The organism is Gordonia sp. ABKF26 (assembly GCF_041103195.1).
Lineage (GTDB): Bacteria > Actinomycetota > Actinomycetes > Mycobacteriales > Mycobacteriaceae > Gordonia > Gordonia terrae.
This window is the reverse complement of the sequence record NZ_JBGCVZ010000008.1, coordinates 1-18,303: the sequence shown is the minus strand read 5'-3', so window position 1 is coordinate 18,303 and position 18,303 is coordinate 1. Positions and strand designations below refer to the sequence as shown.

At 62.4% G+C, this 18,303-nt stretch carries 16 protein-coding genes and 2 pseudogenes; 9 read left to right on the top strand and 9 right to left on the bottom strand.

The window, feature by feature from the left end; translation table 11 throughout:
- Positions 1-229 precede the first annotated feature (229 nt).
- The 4 genes and pseudogenes from AB4Z55_RS27490 to AB4Z55_RS27475 form a co-directional block, all read right to left on the bottom strand.
- On the bottom strand, positions 230-394 hold the full coding sequence (locus AB4Z55_RS27490) for a hypothetical protein (RefSeq protein WP_182374591.1): 165 nt from the start codon (positions 392-394) through the stop codon (positions 230-232).
- A pseudogene (locus tag AB4Z55_RS27485) lies at positions 391-1,577 on the bottom strand (replication initiator). Before AB4Z55_RS27485 ends, AB4Z55_RS27490 begins: the two are co-directional and overlap by 4 nt.
- An 84-nt stretch (positions 1,578-1,661) precedes the next feature.
- Entirely contained in the window at positions 1,662-3,056 is a 1,395-nt protein-coding gene (locus tag AB4Z55_RS27480) for an FtsK/SpoIIIE domain-containing protein (RefSeq protein WP_182374594.1), read from the bottom strand.
- 129 nt (positions 3,057-3,185) lie between these two features.
- Positions 3,186-3,512 carry a hypothetical protein gene (locus AB4Z55_RS27475; RefSeq protein WP_182374525.1) on the bottom strand — a complete coding sequence of 109 codons (327 nt, stop codon included), beginning with the start codon at positions 3,510-3,512 and terminating at the stop codon, positions 3,186-3,188.
- Between the two features lie 283 nt (positions 3,513-3,795).
- On the opposite strand from AB4Z55_RS27475, the gene AB4Z55_RS27470 reads away from it, so the two are divergent.
- A complete protein-coding gene (locus tag AB4Z55_RS27470; protein WP_258325139.1) occupies positions 3,796-3,927 on the top strand; it encodes a hypothetical protein in 132 nt (43 codons plus the stop codon).
- Between the two features lie 165 nt (positions 3,928-4,092).
- Positions 4,093-4,788, top strand: a complete 696-nt coding sequence (locus AB4Z55_RS27465) for a transposase (RefSeq protein ID WP_182374526.1) — start codon at positions 4,093-4,095, stop codon at positions 4,786-4,788.
- Positions 4,789-5,582: 794 nt separating this feature from the next.
- Here the strand turns inward: AB4Z55_RS27465 and AB4Z55_RS27460 are convergent.
- From AB4Z55_RS27460 to AB4Z55_RS27445, 4 genes and pseudogenes are all read right to left on the bottom strand, one after another.
- A complete protein-coding gene (locus AB4Z55_RS27460) occupies positions 5,583-7,031 on the bottom strand; it encodes an aldehyde dehydrogenase (protein WP_182374527.1) in 1,449 nt (482 codons plus the stop codon).
- 25 nt (positions 7,032-7,056) lie between these two features.
- Positions 7,057-8,169, bottom strand: coding sequence for an NDMA-dependent alcohol dehydrogenase (locus AB4Z55_RS27455; protein WP_182374528.1), 1,113 nt, complete (start codon positions 8,167-8,169; stop codon positions 7,057-7,059).
- Positions 8,170-8,316: 147 nt separating this feature from the next.
- Positions 8,317-9,009, bottom strand: a complete 693-nt coding sequence (locus AB4Z55_RS27450; protein WP_369521206.1) for a porin PorA family protein — start codon at positions 9,007-9,009, stop codon at positions 8,317-8,319.
- A pseudogene (locus AB4Z55_RS27445) lies at positions 8,998-10,089 on the bottom strand (acetyl-CoA C-acyltransferase); the annotation flags it as partial. The pseudogene AB4Z55_RS27445 and the gene AB4Z55_RS27450, both read right to left, overlap by 12 nt.
- A 110-nt stretch (positions 10,090-10,199) precedes the next feature.
- Here AB4Z55_RS27445 and AB4Z55_RS27440 point away from each other — a divergent pair.
- The 4 genes from AB4Z55_RS27440 to AB4Z55_RS27425 all read left to right on the top strand — a co-directional run bounded on the left by AB4Z55_RS27440 (position 10,200) and on the right by AB4Z55_RS27425 (position 15,923).
- Entirely contained in the window at positions 10,200-10,823 is a 624-nt protein-coding gene (locus AB4Z55_RS27440) for a TetR/AcrR family transcriptional regulator (RefSeq protein ID WP_182374529.1), read from the top strand.
- A gap of 433 nt (positions 10,824-11,256) precedes the next feature.
- Entirely contained in the window at positions 11,257-11,712 is a 456-nt protein-coding gene (locus tag AB4Z55_RS27435; RefSeq protein ID WP_350339598.1) for a helix-turn-helix domain-containing protein, read from the top strand.
- Positions 11,713-11,726: 14 nt separating this feature from the next.
- Entirely contained in the window at positions 11,727-12,386 is a 660-nt protein-coding gene (locus tag AB4Z55_RS27430) for a hypothetical protein (RefSeq protein WP_182374531.1), read from the top strand.
- A gap of 837 nt (positions 12,387-13,223) precedes the next feature.
- The gene (locus tag AB4Z55_RS27425; protein WP_369521196.1) at positions 13,224-15,923 is read left to right on the top strand and encodes a TrlF family AAA-like ATPase; all 2,700 of its coding nucleotides are present in this window, start codon (positions 13,224-13,226) and stop codon (positions 15,921-15,923) included.
- A 161-nt stretch (positions 15,924-16,084) separates the two neighbouring features.
- Here the strand turns inward: AB4Z55_RS27425 and AB4Z55_RS27420 are convergent, their stop codons facing one another.
- Positions 16,085-16,699 carry a hypothetical protein gene (locus AB4Z55_RS27420; protein ID WP_369521195.1) on the bottom strand — a complete coding sequence of 205 codons (615 nt, stop codon included), beginning with the start codon at positions 16,697-16,699 and terminating at the stop codon, positions 16,085-16,087.
- A 252-nt stretch (positions 16,700-16,951) separates the two neighbouring features.
- On the opposite strand from AB4Z55_RS27420, the gene AB4Z55_RS27415 reads away from it, so the two are divergent.
- From AB4Z55_RS27415 to AB4Z55_RS27405, 3 genes are all read left to right on the top strand, one after another.
- Positions 16,952-17,137: a hypothetical protein gene (locus AB4Z55_RS27415; RefSeq protein ID WP_369521194.1), complete on the top strand. Its 186-nt coding sequence runs from the start codon at positions 16,952-16,954 to the stop codon at positions 17,135-17,137.
- A gap of 27 nt (positions 17,138-17,164) precedes the next feature.
- On the top strand, positions 17,165-17,428 hold the full coding sequence (locus tag AB4Z55_RS27410) for a hypothetical protein (protein WP_369521193.1): 264 nt from the start codon (positions 17,165-17,167) through the stop codon (positions 17,426-17,428).
- A 313-nt stretch (positions 17,429-17,741) separates the two neighbouring features.
- Complete coding sequence (locus AB4Z55_RS27405; protein WP_369521192.1) at positions 17,742-18,035, top strand: hypothetical protein; 294 nt, start codon at positions 17,742-17,744, stop codon at positions 18,033-18,035.
- Positions 18,036-18,303: the final 268 nt, after the last annotated feature.

Sequence of the window (18,303 nt, the reverse complement as noted above, 5' to 3'; positions counted from 1 at the left end):
AGGACAAGCGCGCCGCTGATTGCCGGGAACCACCAGAAGAATCTGCGGGACGGTGACCAGCTCCGTGTGTGTACATTGACCTGCATATTCGCTCCTATTCATCGGTTTGGTATCCGGGCATCGGGGGCGATGCCCGGCATGGATGATTGTTACGCGCACGTCTGACAAGCCGGTGCTGCCGCGTCACCGCGAGCGGTGACTTGCCCTCGACGATTGTGGTCCAGCCCAGTCAGTGTTTGAGGAGGACAGCGACCTGGTTGATGATGGTGGGGTCGGTGATGGTCAGTGGGACTCCTTGGCGTGCACAGGATTCGGTTAGCCAGACACGGAATTCCTCCTCATCACGGCGGGGCACCTGCGCCGAAGCGCGGTCGTCGGTGGCGGGCGCGGTCATGGCGGTCCACCCGGCGGGACGGAGTTATCGCGGCGTGCCCAGAGTTGTTCGAGGTGTTGGTGCGCGGCGGCTAGTGTGAGTTGGTAGTCACCGTGGGTGAGATGTCCTGTGCCCGCGAATTCCCATGGATCACAATTTCTCTCACCGATAGCGTCGGTGTCGTCTTGGTGGCTGGTGCTCTCGTCTGCGTTGTCGGCCGGAGTCTGCTGCTGGCGCCAGAGGGCACGAATCTGGCGCAGGTGTCCAAGGGTGGTGGAGTAGCGGCGGGACTTTGTGGTGACGTGCCCGCGGTAGCCGAGGGTGTGCAGCCACCGGACCATCGCTGCGTATTCGTCGGGCTGCTGATCGGCGAGGTCGTGCAGGGTGCGCCAGATCTGGCGGATGTGCGGGCTCACTTGGGTCGCGATGGTCGGGTCGTCGCAGGCGGCTGGGCTGATGGGGCGTGGGCTGATCCCTGTATCGGTGACTGATTTGGTGACGTACTTGGCGAGGTATCCGGCGATCTTGCGACGCTGCCGGACCGGGATTGACGAGTCCAGCGGGCGGCTTCGACGGCGAGTGCGGCAAGTTCGCTGCTGCTGACCGGGAAATCGACTGCGTCGCATTGCCTTCTGGTGGTGTCGGGGCGGTCGAGGCGGATGACCGCGTGGTAGTGCGGAATGAGTCGAGTCTGGTTCTCGTGCACCTTCAGGAATGACAGCCGCACAGTATCTTTCGGCAACCCCAACGTCGTCAGCTGAGCGGCCAGCAGTCTCCGTAGGCGCATGGTGAAGCGTTGCCACAGGGTCGGCGCCCACCAGCTGAACAGCACATGCCCGCGGTAGTCGTAGGTGCCGGGGCGGCGGGGCTGCCCGCCGCGGGTGCGGTGCTCAGGAGGGTGCACCTGCCCAAACGAGGGTGCGGTCAACGTCAGGAACACTTGGGGGTGGGCGGTGATCGTGTCGGGGATGTTGTGGTGCCCGCCGACAATGCCGGCGTGCACCAGTTGCCAGGTGTCTGCGGCATATAGGCGCGAGCAGGAGATGCAGACAGCGGCACGGCGGTTGCCGCAGCGGATGGTGAACCGGTCAGCGGCGACCAGGCCGTGGCGGCGGTGCAAGTGAATCGGGTGCAGGCAGTAGCAGGTCGCCCGAACCCGTGCTGCCCACCGCAGGTAGTGCTGACCGCCGGCGCGGCGCAGCATTTCCCGCACGGTGGCGGCGTCCAAGTCCGCTGCCGGTGTGGGCAGCAGTACGGGTGACGATAGTGACGGCACTGTCCCGATCTCCTATTTGGCGTCGTCGGCGGCGCGGCCGTAGCGGCGGACCAGGTCGTCGATGTGACGGTCGGTGTAGTGGAAGGCACGCACCAGGATTGGTGCGGCGGCACCATCAAGGGCCAGGTAGCCGACCCCGGGCAGATCGTCCGGAATCTGATGCGCCGGCCCGCCGCGGTCAGCCGCGGCTGGACCCAGGATCATCGTGGTCTGGGTGGCCTCGGCCATCCGCAAAGCGAGGCGGGCCGGGAACAGCTGCCGCATCGGCACGATTTCTTTCGATGGGTCTTGCACGGCGGCAACCACACTCACACCGACTGCGCGACCCTGGGTGAGCAGCAGTCCGAGGTGCTTGTCGATCGCGGTTTTGGTGCTGCGGTCGGCGAACGCGGTCAGAGCCGCGAGTTCGTCGATCACGATGATGATCAACGGGTCAGATAATGTCGGGGCGTGTAGCCGGGTAACCCCGCGCAGACGCCCCGCCCGATCGGTCATCAGTGTGGCAGCGTCGGCAAGGAGCTCGGCGATCGCCTCGGGGGTGTAAGCGAATCGGGCGAACAACGGTGCACCGGCGCCGAATTCCATGCCGCCCTTGGGATCAGCCACCCACACTTGCACGTCGCCGGCGGCCGTCAGGGGTGCGGCGGCGCCGATCAGCGACCACAGGACCGATCCTTTGCCGGCGCCGGTGACCCCACCGATCAGCAGATGAGTCCCCAGGATCGACAGCCGCCACGGCGACCCGTCGCCGCGCTGCCCGAGGTGCAATGACCACCGCCGCGACCCACCACGACTGGCCGCCGGTGAGGCAGTCGGGGCCGGGGTGATGGGTTCGGCGAGCGGCTGGGCGCGTCGGACGGCCAGCGTGATGACTGCCGGACTCGGACGGATCACGGTGACGCTGTCGGCGGTGAATGCGTCTGCGAGCGCCTCGGCGGCTTTGCGGAAATCGGTGATGGTCTGACCGCGCAGCGGCCGTACCGTCAGCACATCATCAGTCGGCGTGAATTGGACGCGCACGAGTTGTGGAACGGCGATCTGATCGGCCGAGGTACGCGCGAGGCCGCAATCGACACAGATGGCGGCCCAGGACCGGTAGCGCCGCCACACCAGATGGTGGAATCTGACGCGGTCAATCGTGATCTGTCGTAACGAGGCCAGATACCACATCGCCCACGCAATAACGACCACGACCATCAGAACCGCGCCGAAGATGGTCCAGAACAGTCCGGTCTGCCAGTTCAGGACACCAAGACTAATCGCGGGCACCGAGACCACGGGGAGGCGCCAAGCCCACACCAGGATGAATCGGACCAGTCGCCACACGCCGGTCACGATCGATCCGGCGATGTCGTCGGCAGTGGTATCGGGTGTACCGCTGCTGGGTGTTGAGGGGGTGTTGTTCATGAGGTGGTTTCCTCTGGTGCGCAGGCGAAACGAGGTCTCGATGAGACGTGAGGACTGGTGTGCGGGCCCACACGTGGCCCGGCGATGGCCGGCCAGGACGGTCGTATCAGGATCGTCCTGGCCGACCTGCTACTTCTGCCGCGTTGCCGCGGTGGTGTCGGCGGGGGTGATGGACGCGGCGCGGAATGCGAGGCCCGACCTGTCTCCCTGACTCCAGGGAATCGCAACCAGGCCGGTCACCGAAACCTGCTGGGTGACAGATAGTTTTGGATCACCCACGACCGTCGCGTTCAGGATTTCGCCGCCGCTCTCGTCGAGGGCGAGCATCTGCACGACGTACTGGGCCAGCCCTGTTGCCGGGTCCAGCCGGGGCGCACCGGTATCGAAGCTCAGTTTGATTTCCGGAACCTTGGTCACCAGAAACCGGGAATCGGTCGTATCGATTTTCAAACGCATGACTGCATCTCCTGAGTGAATGTAGTTGGTATGCACCATGTTTGGTGCACAACCCACACAACAGGACGCCGTGCTGTCAGTTCCATATCAATCAGAGGTCAGTTCGGGTCAGCGGCTGTCAATTGCCGTCACCGACCAGTCAGCCAGACGTCAGCGACACGCCGCTGCGTGACCAGTAAGGGCCCACCCGCCGCTGGTCTATGACATGGACCAACTATGGTCACCGGCCGAGCGGTTACAGTGAGCGCCATCGGCTCCAGCGATCACGACAGAAAGGCCGGGCATGGCATCGGACGACCACCACGGCGGCGCGGCATCCACGCAGACTCATGCCGAGTCGTCGGGCAATTCCAGTACTTCTGTCGAACCGGATGAGATGGAGCGCCGTGCGATCGTGGACCGCATCGCCGACTAGGAGTGTCGGACAGCACCCTCACGCGGGCGCGGCGGGGCGAGAAGATCAGCGATGAATCGGCCTACCTCATCGCCACCGCTCTGGGCGTCGAGGCCGGCCACATCTGGCCGCACCTGCAGGCCTCAAGCGCGGGTAGTGCGCCGATCGAGCGGCGATCGATCGTCGATGATCCACACAAGCGCCGATATCGAGATGCTCCGCATCCTCACGCTCACCCGCACCAGTGCCGTGCATGCTAAAACTGTCGCCATCACCACCATGCAAGACCTACTCGTCACCGCACCCGCCCCGGTCCGTGAACAGCTCTCCGGTTTGAGCCCACGCCGCCTGGTGTCGACCTGCGCGAAACTCAGCCTCGCTGACAATCCTTCCACCCCAACAGAATCAGTGCTGTTGGTGCTATACCGGCTCGCGGTTCGGTACCAGCACCTGGCCGCCGAAGCCGACAGCCTGCAACATCAGATCGGCCGCCTCGCCACCCACGCCTGCCCAGCCCTGCTCACCGTGTACGGCGTCGGACCCAACAGCGCCGCCACCCTATTGGTAGCGCTCGGTGACAACCCCGGCCGCGTCACCAGCGAAGCCGCGTTCGCCAAACTCTGCGGCGTCGCGCCGATCGAAGCATCCAGCGGGAAAACCGTGCGACACCGCCTCAATCGCGGCGGGAACCGGCAAGCCAACCGGGCGCTGCACACCATCGTCACCGTCCGGCTCCGCCGCCACCAACCCACCCGCGACTACCTCGCCCGCTGCATCGCCGACGGCAAAACCAAACGCGAAGCCATCAGATGCCTGAAAAGATACGTTGCCCGCGAGGTCTACAACACCGTCCTACCAGCACAAACACGCCAACCAACCTGACATACACAAGAGCATCTGCTATCGAGACCAGGCGTTCTAGCCGGGTGTTGTGCCTGACGCCGAGACTAGTCGGGATCTTGCGTCGGCAATGCAGCCGTCTGACCGATCTGAAACTGCAAGCTGGCAGCGCAAGGCACGGGCACGGCCGTTGTGCTCCACTGAGGTCGGCACGCCAGTGGACTCAGTCAACCTCAGCCACACGTTCTCTCGGCTCGCCACGCGGGCGGCTTTGGTCACTAGCATCCGAACAAACTTCGGCATTCGGGCGCCACACTGATGCTCGCCCAGGGGGCGAGCTGTACTCGTCGACGGCCGGGGTCAGTGTTGCTGGCGACCATCCCAAGAGGTAGACAGAGCTCGTTGACACCGGATGGTGGCGAGTCGTTGGTACTGAATCGGGTCGGCGTTCTTCGTCAGTTGACGGATGCTGGCCGGATGATTCATCACCGACGGTTCCGGCACCGTGCGAAGCGCAGCTCTTAGCAGTAAGAAAGTCTCACAAGATCGCCGGGACATCCCTCGCGGTTACGTCATCATCTTGCAAGCCGGACGAGTGTGTCTGCGTGGTACCAGCTGGCGGATCCGTCGTCCATGCGAATGGGGATGGATCCGAGACGGTCGGGTTCACCGATGACGTAGCCAAACGCCGGTATCACTGCGTACGGTGCTGGCACTATGACTTTGTCGCCGTAGCGCCAGTCGTTGTGGGTCGCCGTCATGTAAATAACCTCACGATCAGTGCGGTGTCGTTCCTGCGCGCGGTGGACAGTGCGGCAGGAACGACACGCGGGCGGCTACGCGCTCGTTGACAGATACGTCGTGTGGGTCCGCATGCACGCCGCGAGACCTTCGGGACCGAGTTCGCGGCCTAAGCCGCTCGCTTTGATACCGCCGAATGGCGCAACGGGATCGAGCATGTAGTAGTTGACGCCTACCGTGCCGGATTCGATTTGTTCGGCGATCTTGATACCGTGAGACTCATCAGCGGTCCATACGGTGCCAGCCAATCCGTATGCGGAGTCGTTGGCGATCTGAACCGCCTGACCGATATCGTCGTATGGCATAAGAGCGAGTACCGGTCCGAATACTTCCTCTTGTGCAAGGGAACTTGACGGATCAACGTCTGAGAAAAGGGTGGGTTGGACATACCAGCCACGATCGAGGTGGGCTGGCCGACCGCCGCCGGCAACAATGTTCGCACCGTCTCTCTTGGCCTTTGCGATGTGTGCCTCCACTCGGTTGCGGTGCGCAGCGCTGACCAACGGTCCGACCTGTGTACTCGGATCAAGTGGATCACCGATGACGGCACCGTTGACGAGTCCGGCGAAGAGTTCGAGGGACTCGTCGAACCTCGTGCGAGGAACAAGAATTCGGCTATTCAGCACACAGGTCTGACCGTTATTCAGTAGCGTCGCCTGAAAAAGTCCCTCGATGTTCGCAGTGAGGTCAGCATCGTCGAGGATGATCGCTGCCGACTTTCCACCGAGCTCGAGCGTGACTGGGCGGAGTAGCTCGCCACAGGTCTTTGCGATTTGACGGCCGACGGCGGTCGATCCGGTGAACGTGACCTTATCGACGCCTGGGTGGGATACGAGGTATGAGCCAGTACTCGCCCGCCCAGGAACGATGTTAATGACTCCCGCCGGTATGTTCGCAGCAACGACCGCTTCGGCGAAAATGTAGGAATCCAAGACTGTTTCTGGGCTGGGCTTCACCACTACGGTGCAGCCGGCGGCCAACGCAGGCGCCACCTTCAGTGCAGTGACCAGGTTCGGATAGTTCCACGGCACGATCGCGGCGACCACTCCGACTGGGGCCTGGCGAACAATCGCGCGGCCACCGAGTAGGCCTGGACGTGTCTGCTCCAGTTCCGTAGTCCGAATGAGGTTCGCATAATACCGGTATACGGTCGCGGGAAGCCCGGACTCGAGCATTCCGGCGATGGCAATCGGCATCCCGTTTTGGGACGAGACCAATTCGGTGAGCTGCGGCGCACGCGCCTCCAACTCATCAGCAAACCGCTCGATCGCTGCTGCGCGCTCGTCGGGACTCCACGCCGACCAGCCGCGAGGATCGTCGAATGCACGTCGTGCCGCGGCAACCGCGGCGTCGACATCGTCCGCATCTGCTGCTGGTGCGCTTCCTATGACTTCTTCGGTGGCCGCGGACAATACCTCGATCCGCTCTGGCGCGTGGGCTGGTGACAATGTACCGCCGATGAACAGCGTGTTCTGGTCGATCATGTGTTCCTCCGTGCGTGCTTGCATCTCAGTGGCTGTGCGTGATGATCCCGCGAATGTTCTTGCCATCGAACATGTCTTGATATCCCTGATTGATATCGCTGAGTTGGTACTCGGCGGTGACAGTCTCGTCAAGCTTCAGCTGGCCGTCTCGGTACAGTCTGAGCAGCCGGTGAATATCTGCTCTCGGGTTGGCTTCGCCGAAGAGGCTTCCAGCCAAACGCTTTTGAAAGAGCGTGAACATCATCAACGGGATGGTTGCAGTGTTCTCAGTTGCCGGGGCAATACCAGTAACAACCCCGACGCCGCCTTTTCGCACCAACTCCAGCGTCTGTCCGATCATTTCGCCGGCGACAACCCCCACTGTGAGAATCGCTGAGTCGGCCATCACACCGCGGGTGAGGTCTGCAACAAGCGCAGTGGCCTCCTCGAAGCTCGTGCAGAAATGTGTTGCCCCGAGCGGTATTAACTGCTGCTTCTTTGATTCGACGATATCCACCGCGACGATATTTTCGGCGCCCGCTATTCGGGCACCTTGGATCGCGCTGGCGCCGATGCCGCCGCAGCCGATGACGACAACTGTGTCGCCCGGTTGGACCTTTGCGGTGTTGACCGCTGCCCCCCAACCTGTCGTCACTCCGCAACCGAGCAGACACGCTCGATCAAGCTGAACGTCGTCGTCGACCTTCACCACGGATTCTTGGTGGACCGTCCCATACTCAGCGAAGGTTCCCAGCAACGATAGGGCGCCGAGGTCCTTTCCACGGGCGCGGCGGCGGTAGCTGCCGTCGAGCATGGTGCCGGCGAGGATGAACGCGCCCATGTCGCAAAGATTCTGTTGCCCAGTCGAGCACCACCGGCAATGCCCGCATGCTGGCAGAAACGAGCAGACGACCTTGTCGCCGGGCTGCAGGTTCTTGATTCCCGGACCGACTTCTTCAACGACTCCTGCACCCTCGTGACCACCGACGGTGGGTACCGCGATCGGCATATCACCAGTGCGGGCGTGATCATCGGAGTGGCATAGCCCGCTCGCTTCGTAGCGGATGAGCACCTCACCTTCCTGGGGTCCGTCGAGCTCGACATCCTCGACGCTCCAGTCCTCACCGGGACCCCAGAGAACCGCTGCTTGCATTTTCATCACTTACTCCAATCGTTTAAGAAATCGGGTGTTAGCCAACCAGGGATAGTGTGCTGCGTCGCACTCATGCAGAGCGTGGATCGCAACGCCACGGGGTTGAACCAGAGCGCCACCATCGGCGGATAATTCACTGGCTGAGTTCGGCGTCTAGCTCTTCACCGGTTGTTGACGTCGACTGACGCCATCCACCGAAGATCGCCGCCGCCGCACTTCCCGCCACACTGTCCAGAGGAGTAGAAGCACACCAAGGATCGTGAGGATGGTTGGCAGCCATGTGCTCATAGCGGTCAGCATGAGCCCGCTCTTTTTTGCGGTCTTGGCTGCGCTCGCAACCGACTTGTCAGTCGTTTTCACGTTTAGTTGCAAGACGGGTAATAGTTCGATCTGTTTTCCGCCAAGATCCGCATACGCGGTTACCGTGCGGTCGATCGCGACCGCTAGCGGTGACCCAAGCTGCTTGTCGACCTGCAGGTCGTAGTTCGTCGTCGCCACGTAGGACAGTGGTATCGCACTTGGGATCGGACCGGCCTGTTTGATGGCTTCTTGACTCGCAGGGGGAAGCTTCGGCATCAACTGTGCGGCAATCGTACCGGGTAGCGCAGGTGGGAGCGTCTTCAGCAGCGATGGGCTCTTTACTGCACCTGTCCCTGTCGAGTTGTACTCATATACGTTGCGGCCATGTACTTTTGCCGCGCCTCGGTAGTTCAATGGGAATGCTTGCTGCGTAGCGTTGTCGTTCAAGCGATACGAGCTGCCAGATCCTTTGGGGCCAATCGGCAGCGTGACGGTGTAACCGTCCGTGTGCTCGACCTGCTGTCCGTTCGGCGGATCGGTGAGCATTCGGGCGCCGGTCGATCCGAGCGGATGACCGATCGCGACCGACCCGCCGTTGACGTTCAGCCTGTCGTCCGGAACGCCGAAGTGCTTCTGGAGCATCAGTGGCACCCCGGCGAACGCCTCGTTCACCTCAAACAGGTCGATGTCGTCGACGGCCAGCCCGCTGCGTTTCAGCGCCTTTGCGGTGGAGTCGAGAATCGCGGTGAACTGGATGACAGGGTCGGCCGCGGCCACGGAGAGTGCCCGGAAACGGGCCCGGGGCGTCAGCCCGTGCCGGCCGGCGAAGTCGCGATCGGCGATCAGCAGTGCCGCTGCGCCGTCCGATATCTGCGACGAGTTCGCGGCCGTGGTCTGGCCGTCATCGGCGAAAACCGTTCGTAGCGTGGATATTTTGTCTCGATCGATGGATGGACGGATGCCCTCGTCGGCGGTGATCGGGTCGGACGCAGGGTCGGCCGGATCGATGGTGAGCGGCACCAGCTGAGCGGCAAATCTTCCGGCTTGTGTTGCGGCCCAGGCGCGCTCGTGACTACGCGCCGAGAAGTCGTCCAGCTCGGCACGGGTCAGGCCGAATCGGGCGTTCATCAGCTCCGACGACGCGCCCTGCGCCATCAGCTCGCCGCGCTCCGAATCGACGTTATAGCGGACCAGCTCGCGCGGGCTGTACTGCGGGCCGAGGGGCGCGCCCGGCCTCATCGCCGGTGGCATCGGCACCCGGGACATCGACTCGACGCCGCAGGCGATCACGAGATCGGCGCAGTCGGCCACGATCGCCTGCGCCGCGAAACTGACGGCCTGTTGTCCGGAGCCGCACTGCCGGTCCACCGTCACCGCGGGCACGGACTCGGGCAGTCCCGCGGCCAGGACCGCGTGCCGGCCGAGATTGCCGCCCTGCTCCTCGTTCTGCAGTACGCAACCGGCGATCACGTCATCGATCAGCGATGCGTCCACGCCGGTCCGATCGACCAGCGTGCGCAGTGTCTGGCCGAGCAGATCGACTGGATGCCAGTTGCGCAGCGCGCCGCCTCGCCGTCCGACCGGGGTGCGGACCGCTCCCACGATCACTGCTTCTCGAGCTGCCATGAAATCCTCCTGCTACGGTATCGATCATCGTACTATACGAATGTCCTAGAATATGAGCAAATGTACTGAAATGCGGAAATCTGTATGATGTCCATTCGAGTGGAGGTGACATGTCCAGCGGGGAGCCGATCGACAGCGATCTGACGACCAAGGCGCGCATTCGTAACGCTGCGCTGGAACTCTTTGCCGCCGAAGGGGTTTCGGCGGTATCCATGCGAGCGGTGGCGGCGCGCGCGGGTGTCGCGGTCGGACTGGTGCAGCATCATTTCAAGACCAAGGACGGCTTGCGATCGGCGGTCGAGCAGTACATCGTCGACCGCCACGCCGCGGCGATCGCGTCCGTGCCGGGCGACGGTGCTCCTGCCGAAGTGGCGGCCGCACGTGATGGGGCGGTGCGGCGCATGCTCGACGAGCACCCGGCGCTCATCGGCTACATGCGTCGCGCGCTACTCGACCCGAGCGGCGACGGCCGGTTGCTGGAACGGCTCACCGACCTATCGCGGAACCAGGTCATCGAACTGCGCACGGCAGGTGCCGCATCGACCAGCCGACCAGTCGCCGATCAGGTGGTCGGGCTGATGGTGCGGCAGCTGGGACATCTGTTCCTGCAGCCGATGATCGATGCGATGTGGGCTCAGCTCGATACCGAAAAGACGTGCAAGCCGCAACTGATCGTCCGCGCCAGCGCCAATGTCGGAGCCCCAGAAGGACTTCGCACAGCGGAGCCTTCATAGCCTAATCGGTGATAGAAGGTTGCGCTAACACGTGACTACACCTGTTGGACATCTACCGTCCAAGAGTCTGCACCGATGTCGGACAGGTCCATTTCACACCAATGGCAATATCGACCCGCGCCGGTACTGCAGGCGAAACCTGCACAATACAGTTGCCGCAGTTGGTCTTTGCGGTGGCGCTACGTCTTGGCTCAATCGGTGACTGCGACATTCCTGATTGGAGTGCTGTATGCCAGGCAGAGATCGACTACCGTTGCCGCCTGAGGTTCGGGAGCGGGTTTTCGTGAGTTGCAGCACCGCGGTCGAGTATCGGTAGCGGGTGTGCCCCAGACCCTTGCGCTGATCTGGACGCGTGTGTTCGGCATCGTCCCGGCGATTACCGGTGGCCGCCGAACGCCGCCACTGGTCAAGGCCCGATTCTTCGACGAGATCGATGCCGGCGTCAGCCCCGACCGAGACCGGCCTAGTCGCAGGGGTGTTCGGCGGCCACCGAGTGTCAGTGGGCCGCACGCGGCTGGCCGAAGCGGTCAGGGACGCTCAAGTGGTGCCACCACATTCGATTACCCCATCGCCCGCCGGGGTTCCTCGCGCGGACGCGTTGACCTGGCTCGAGCGCGTCCGGATCGAGAAACTGACCGACGCCGGCTACCGGCAGGCCCGGATACTGGGCCGTTCGCCAGCGACGATCAGCCGGGAGATGCGGCGCCGGGAAACCATCGTCAGGCCGCGACCGACGGGCCAGGGCGGCGCTGAGGCTGCGCGGCGGCGGGATTGCTGTCATCGCTTTGCGGAGGTAGTAAACAGGCGGGCGAGACTAGCTGGCCGGACTTCGCTCGAGGCCGCGGCCCCAGCGAGAGCGCATTCACCAACCAAGAGTTGGCGGCGTTGATGGAAACGCCCGGGGTGAGTGTCGTCGTCGATCCGGAGACTCTTGCCGATATGAAGGCTGCTGCGGACTCGACGATCCAGACCAAGGTCGACCTACTGCAGCAGTGCACACGACCTACACATGACGATGGACGGCGAGTCCGGCTGCACTACAACGCGACGCCGGTACAGATCTGCGGCGACGGCCAGGTCGACTCAATCACCTTCCATGCGCCAGACGGCCAGGAAACAATCACCGCTGCAGGCCTCGTGATTCCGTCAATCGGCTACGCCGCAACATCGATCGCAGGACTGCCATTCGACGCGGCCACCAACACCGTGCCAAACGATGGCGGACGGGTGCTGCAAGACGACGACACCGTGATGGATGGCATCTACGTGACCGGTTGGATACGACGAGGGTCGACCGGCGGGATAGGCATGAACAAACTCGACGCGCGGGAGGTAGCAAGGGCGGTGATCGACGACTTCCAGGCCAGGCCAATTCACACACCGCGCGAGGGTTACCGCGAGGACCTCGTCTCGCTGCTCGACGGCCGCGGAACACAACCAATCGGGCTGGACGGCTGGCAACGGATCAACAACGCCGAACTGGACGCCGGACACGCTCTCGGCAGGGCACGCCTGAAACTGATCGCCCGCGCCGAGATGCACAGGATCGCTTCCGCAGAGTAGGCCACCGTAACCAAGAACTGAAAGATTGCCCACCAGATCACGGCAACACGCTGTCCGGCTGCTTGATACTTAGTCACCACGAGTCCCTGATGTCCGCTCCCGATGGGCACGATGCCGCGTGCTCCGTCGACGTAGGCGTAGTCGACGCGGTCGATCAGGGAGCCCCGCCAGGACATGTCGGCGATGTCTATCTGGACTGACGAGTCGGAAAGACTTCAGATCACTCAAATCGGCGTTCCGACGCGGAATCCCGAAGCTCGAATCCCCATTCCGTATGGGATCGTGTGGTGGACGTCAGGCTTGTACACCGTCACCGCGTGATGGCTGTCTTCCTCAAGTCGCCATGCGTCGACGGGGTCGGTTGAACTCTGAAACCTACTCCGATACGTCGGTCTATCTTCGATGTTGTTCAGTTTCCTCACGCATTCGTGACTAGTGGAGATGCCGGTGGAAGGCCTGACCGCATTCCTTCATCGACGAGACCATGAAATAGACAGCTGCACGGCAGTGTTCGATGATTACGTAAGAGGTGCCGGACATGGCCGAGAGGTGTTGTTAGCGACTTGCGAGATTCCAACTGGATCTCACATCTCTGTCCTCCACCACTTCGGTACCGCTCGCATTTGGAGTAACAGTATTGGGGCCTCCCTGGGCTTGGGCGCTTGGCCACACCGAAGGGCCCTGGTGCCTACGGTGAGGACGGGGTATTCGACGGATTCGAAACATGCGCACGAGGATGTTTCACGAAAGTGCATCTAGCGTGACAACATTCAGCATGGGCGAACGCAGGCTGGAGTTTCCGACGAATCCGGAACCGATGCTATGACGGATCAAGGGGTGGGTGTGGTGGGTGTGGGGGCGCGTTGGTGGAGTCTTGACATTCATGCGCACTCCCCGGCGTCATTTGATTACGGCGGTATCGCCGACGTGAGGAGCAGCGCTCCGAAGCCAACCTTCAAGGAGTGGATTCAAGCCTATATCGACGCCGGCGTGGATGGCATCGTCGTCACCGATCACAACACTCATGAAGGTATCGAGCAAGCGCGTGATGCGCTGGCCGATCTTAAGGCCGAGAATCCAGGACTCAGGCCGTTCGTCATCTTCCCGGGTGTCGAGGTGACGGTGACTAATGGGACTCACGTTCTCGCGATCTTCGATCCCCAGAGCCCAGCCGAGGTTGTCAACCAGACGCTGACGTTGTGCCAGTACAAGGGCACCCGGGGAGGCAGTGACCAAACGGCCGATGTGACGGTTGCAACTGCGGCGAAGATCGTCAACGAGCTAGGTGGACTGTTCGTACCTGCTCATGCAGACAAGAAGCAGGGTGTTTTCGGGATCGATCCACGCGACTTGGCCGTCCTGCGTGAAAGTCCTCACATTCACGCCGTTGAGGTGATCGATGATAGTGCGCTGAGCACTGCCGACGCCTCAGGCTGGGTGCCGCTCCTAGGTTCCGACGCACACCATCTCACCACTGGGTCTCACTCAGACCCGGACTCTGCTAAGGCACCCGGCACGCACCTCACCCTCGTCAAGGCAGAACGCCTCGACCTTGAGGGTCTGCGCTTGGCGCTTACAGATCCGCTCGAGTCGATCCGGCGGTGCCGCAAGGACTACGACGATCCGAACGACGTTGACCACGGCTATATCCGTTCGCTCGAGGTGAGCCACGGAGGAGCCACCGAAACGTACCAGTTCGGCCCGTGGATGAATTGCCTCATCGGCGGCCGCGGTGTGGGCAAGTCAACTGTCATCGAGCTCCTCCGGCTCGCGCTCGGCCGGACAAGCGAATTGCCAAAAGGCATTGCCGGTGATCTAGTTAGATTTGATCCCGTCGTCGAGTCGGATCATCGGTGGTGGACCAGCGAGACTCGAATCACCGTCGAGTACGTCAGAGACGGACGCTCATTGAAGGTGACGTGGGCCGGGTCTGATCCAACGCAATCGAAGATCGAGCTTTGGGACGGATCCCAATGGCAGCCACAGGCTGGGCGTGTGTCCGACCGGGTGCCGGTTCGCGTGTTCAGTCAAAAGCAGATCTATGAGCTGGCATCAGAGCCGCAGAGCTTCCTGACCATCCTCGATGATATGCCGCAGATTCGGCGACCAGAGTGGGACGAGGAGTATGAATCGCTCCAGCTGAAGTTTAAGGCTGAGCGAAACAAGCTGCGGCAGTTGCTCGCCGAGTTGGAGAAGGCCGACCGCATTCGAGGCGAGCTGGAAGAGGTGCGGGGTCGTCTGCGCCATCTCGAGCAGCTCAAGGCAAGTGATGAATACCAGGAACTCGAGGCGCTTGAGAGCAGACTCCGGCTATCCGCGTCAGCGGAGGAACTGGCGACCGAGATTGAACTCGGAGCGAACAAACAGTCGACAGCGTTGCGCGGACTTACGTCCGGGCTCCTGAACGTCGAGGAACACTCCGATCGCGCCGCGTCGTTCATTCGTGCAGCGCAGCTCCTGGAAAAGGCGTCAGAAGTGTTGAGGTCCGCGAGGTCAGAGTGGGAGGTACGACCTACTCGTCAGCAGTGGGAAGCACGAGTTACTGAGCTCAATGCGTGGCTGAGTGACCAGGGTGGGTCGTCGCATGCAACTCCAGAGCAGACTGCAAACGATCGGCTACGAGAAGCGCAGCTGGATGCCGAATTGCGCACGGTTGAGAATTCCGATGAGCGCCGGGCGGCCCAGCAGGTTGTGATCAATGAGGTTCTGTCTTCAGTCATCGAGAAGCGACGGGAGCTCTTCGAGCGTCGGAAGGCGTTCACTGAAGCGCTGAACTCCTCCGGTCGATCCCTCACAAAGGTCGAGGTGTTTCATCAGGGCGACATCGCCAGTCTGGGTAGTTCGCTCCGCGAATTGTTAAATTGCCCCGACTCGTTCGACTCAGCGTTCGCGAAGGACGGCATCGCCTCCTTCTTGAACGGTCACCAGCCCAAGGCGCCCCAGTTCACCACGCGTGTCGCCGAATTCAAGGAGAAACTCATCGCGCTGACCGAGAAAGGGGCCGCGTCCGAGATCGCATCGAAGGTCAAAGTCGATGCCCGCTTTTACAGCCGCCTCGAGAACGCCGACACATTCGACACGGTCACCAGCATCATGCTCTGGTTTCCAGATGACCTCGTCTCGGTTCGCTACCGCCCGCATGATTCGGGAAACTTCGTGCCCGTGGACCGGGGGTCCCCAGGACAGAAGACCGCAGCTCTACTGACGGTCATACTCCAGATGGGGACTGCACCATTACTTCTAGACCAGCCCGAGGACGATCTCGAGAACAAGCTGATCCGGCATCTGGCGGTCGAGACACTCAAGAACATCAAGCGCAACCGCCAACTCATCGTCTCCACTCACAACGCCAACGTGGTCGTGACATCGGGCTCGGAAAACATCACCGTGCTCGAACATGGAGAAGTACTGCCTGTAATCGAATCAGAGGGGACGCTTCAACAGGCGGCGGTGAAGAAGAACGTGTGCGAGATCCTCGAGGGCGGCGAAGACGCAATCAGGACCCGATACAGGCGTTTGGTTGGGTCCCCCGGCTAAAACGCGTGGTCGAGATCCCCATCGGTCGCTCGCCGTTGCCATGGTGCTGCTCCCTTACACGATGAGACCTTCACCGCGCAGTGTGGTCCATGGCAGCGACCGTGGTGGCCGATCACTCGAATCGGTGCAACTACCGTCCGTGCCGATAATCGTCACTTATGTTAGTCCGCCACTGCCTCTCGCAGCGGCGTGCGTGTGTGCCAGGGGTGCCCCGGCGGCAGACCTACTCGTTCGTCGGTGGCCGAGTCGAGCAGTTTCTGGGGCAGCAGGATGGGAATGTCGGCGGTCGGGTGGTTCAGGAGGTCCCAGCGGTCGCGATATCGGGCGAACACGTGCTCGGATGCCCGGGCCTGGGAGACCGGCGCATTGCGCCGCCCGGGTAGCACTGTCGGGTCGGTGCGCCAGTTCTGGTGCTCGAGGAAGGTCGCGGCGGCGACGTGGTCTCGCGGGACGACGTAGGCGTACAAGGGCTCCGGTGGAGCTGGGACGACAGCGAGAATGAACCATTCAAAACCCGAGTGATCGACCTGATCGACCGCTCGTCCCAACGGCCAGTTGACATCTCTGGCACCCGCTTTGGTGGCGGTCTTGACTTGCACTTCGATACGTGGCCGGTGTGCCAACGCGGTCGAGACCGCGAGGATGTCGGTGCGCGCCAGGCCGTCACGCGTCAGTGCCGGCGCCCAGGACCGGCGGGCGAGCTCGGCACACACCCAGTGCTCACCGACCGTCTTGACCTGCTTGCTGTCCACACCCGGTGTTGTCGCGTCGACCACCGAAGCAGTGTCGCACTGATGGGTCGCGATAGCGCGGACACGCCACCGCGCGTCGCGTGGCGTGCGCGCTCACGGGGCACCGACGAGTGGCCCTGCAGTAGGTCTGTCATGTGCCACGGCTATGGGAGCGGCGACGGCTTCGACTACATCACTCTGTGGGCTAAGCCGAACAGCTAACAACCACTGTGGGTCAGTGTCTCGGCACGCTGAGCCCGTATGTCCCGGAGCGCCGGAGAGCGATACCGTTCACGCGTGGCAGCAGTCGAGATCGATCCGAGAGACGACCCCGAGTACCTCACTTTGTCGGCGGCCGCCAAAGAGGCTGGTGTGCGGGTCCAGGTGTTGCAGATGCTGATTCAAGATCGCAAGATCACAGACGGCATCGCGCGGACCCGCAACGGACACGCCTATTTGCATCGCGATCACTTGCCTACCTGAACTGAGATTGAGCGCACCCTGGCAAGCATGTACGCCGAACGCTTGGCTCTCACTGATGCTGCATTGACTGCTCTCGAGACCGAAGTCGAAGCAGTCCGCAACGACCTCACTGAAGCTCAGGAACACCCGGATACACGCCTGGGCGACGATCTACTCGAGGTGACCAGAAGTCCCTACGACCAGTCGGTGAGCACGCGGACAATGGCAGGTGCAATGTCAAAGTTCAGGGATGCTGTGCTTGGACTAGGCGAGGCTCGGCGGCATCTCGACGACGTGCGCCGCACGGTGTGACTTCCCGCCTGGGATGATCTAGCCGCGGTAGCCGACCGGCGACGTCGCATCGTGCGCCTAGAATTCGACAGGACGCGGCGGGGCCCGATTACTTTCTCGTTGCCCTGGCGACTCGGCGCACAGCTTCAATGACATCCCCGCCGCCGAGGCCATGAGCTCGGGAGCGACGACGCAACCCACCCGAGTAGTCGTCACCGCGCCACAGCCAGTGTTTGGCAGTCTGTCGTAGTAGCTACACCCACCAATGACCGGCCGCGATCGGCAATGGTGTATCTAGATTTTCATGCCACGAACAGAACGTACGGGGATGCGGGTGTCCATCGCCGACGGCGACGATCCCAGCGATGTCGATGAGTACGCCGTAATAGAGCCGTCAGAGACCACCAATCTCTGTGCCGTTGTCGCACTGTTCAGTGCGTTGGTCGGCTTGTTCCTGCCGGCGATTGTTCTGGGCGTCATCGGTTTCATCGAGGTCGGCCGCCGTGAGAATGAACGCGGCGACGGCATCGCAGGTGTTGCTGTCTTTCTCGGCGTACTGGAGATCGTGATTGTTGGTGTCCTGCTGTGGCGGCTCCAGGTCATACAACTTGGCGACACCAGTGCCTGATCGTGGCACCGGCCATGGATTGATTCGCGACCGGTTCGGCGACGGAGATGGCGGTACACCCGTTCACGAAGCGGTCCTCAGTGCCGCTATCGCAGCGTTCTTGGTTGTGGCGCTGGCAGCGGCGGCAGGGTCGCTTCTTGCGGTCTCGAGTGGCGCAGCTGGGTACAGGTGGATCATCTTCACTGGTGTCTCGGCATTCGGGGTCAGCACGTGCCTGTACGTCACGCGTCTGCAGCTCACGGGCCGCCGGATCGCTCGACTGACCGTG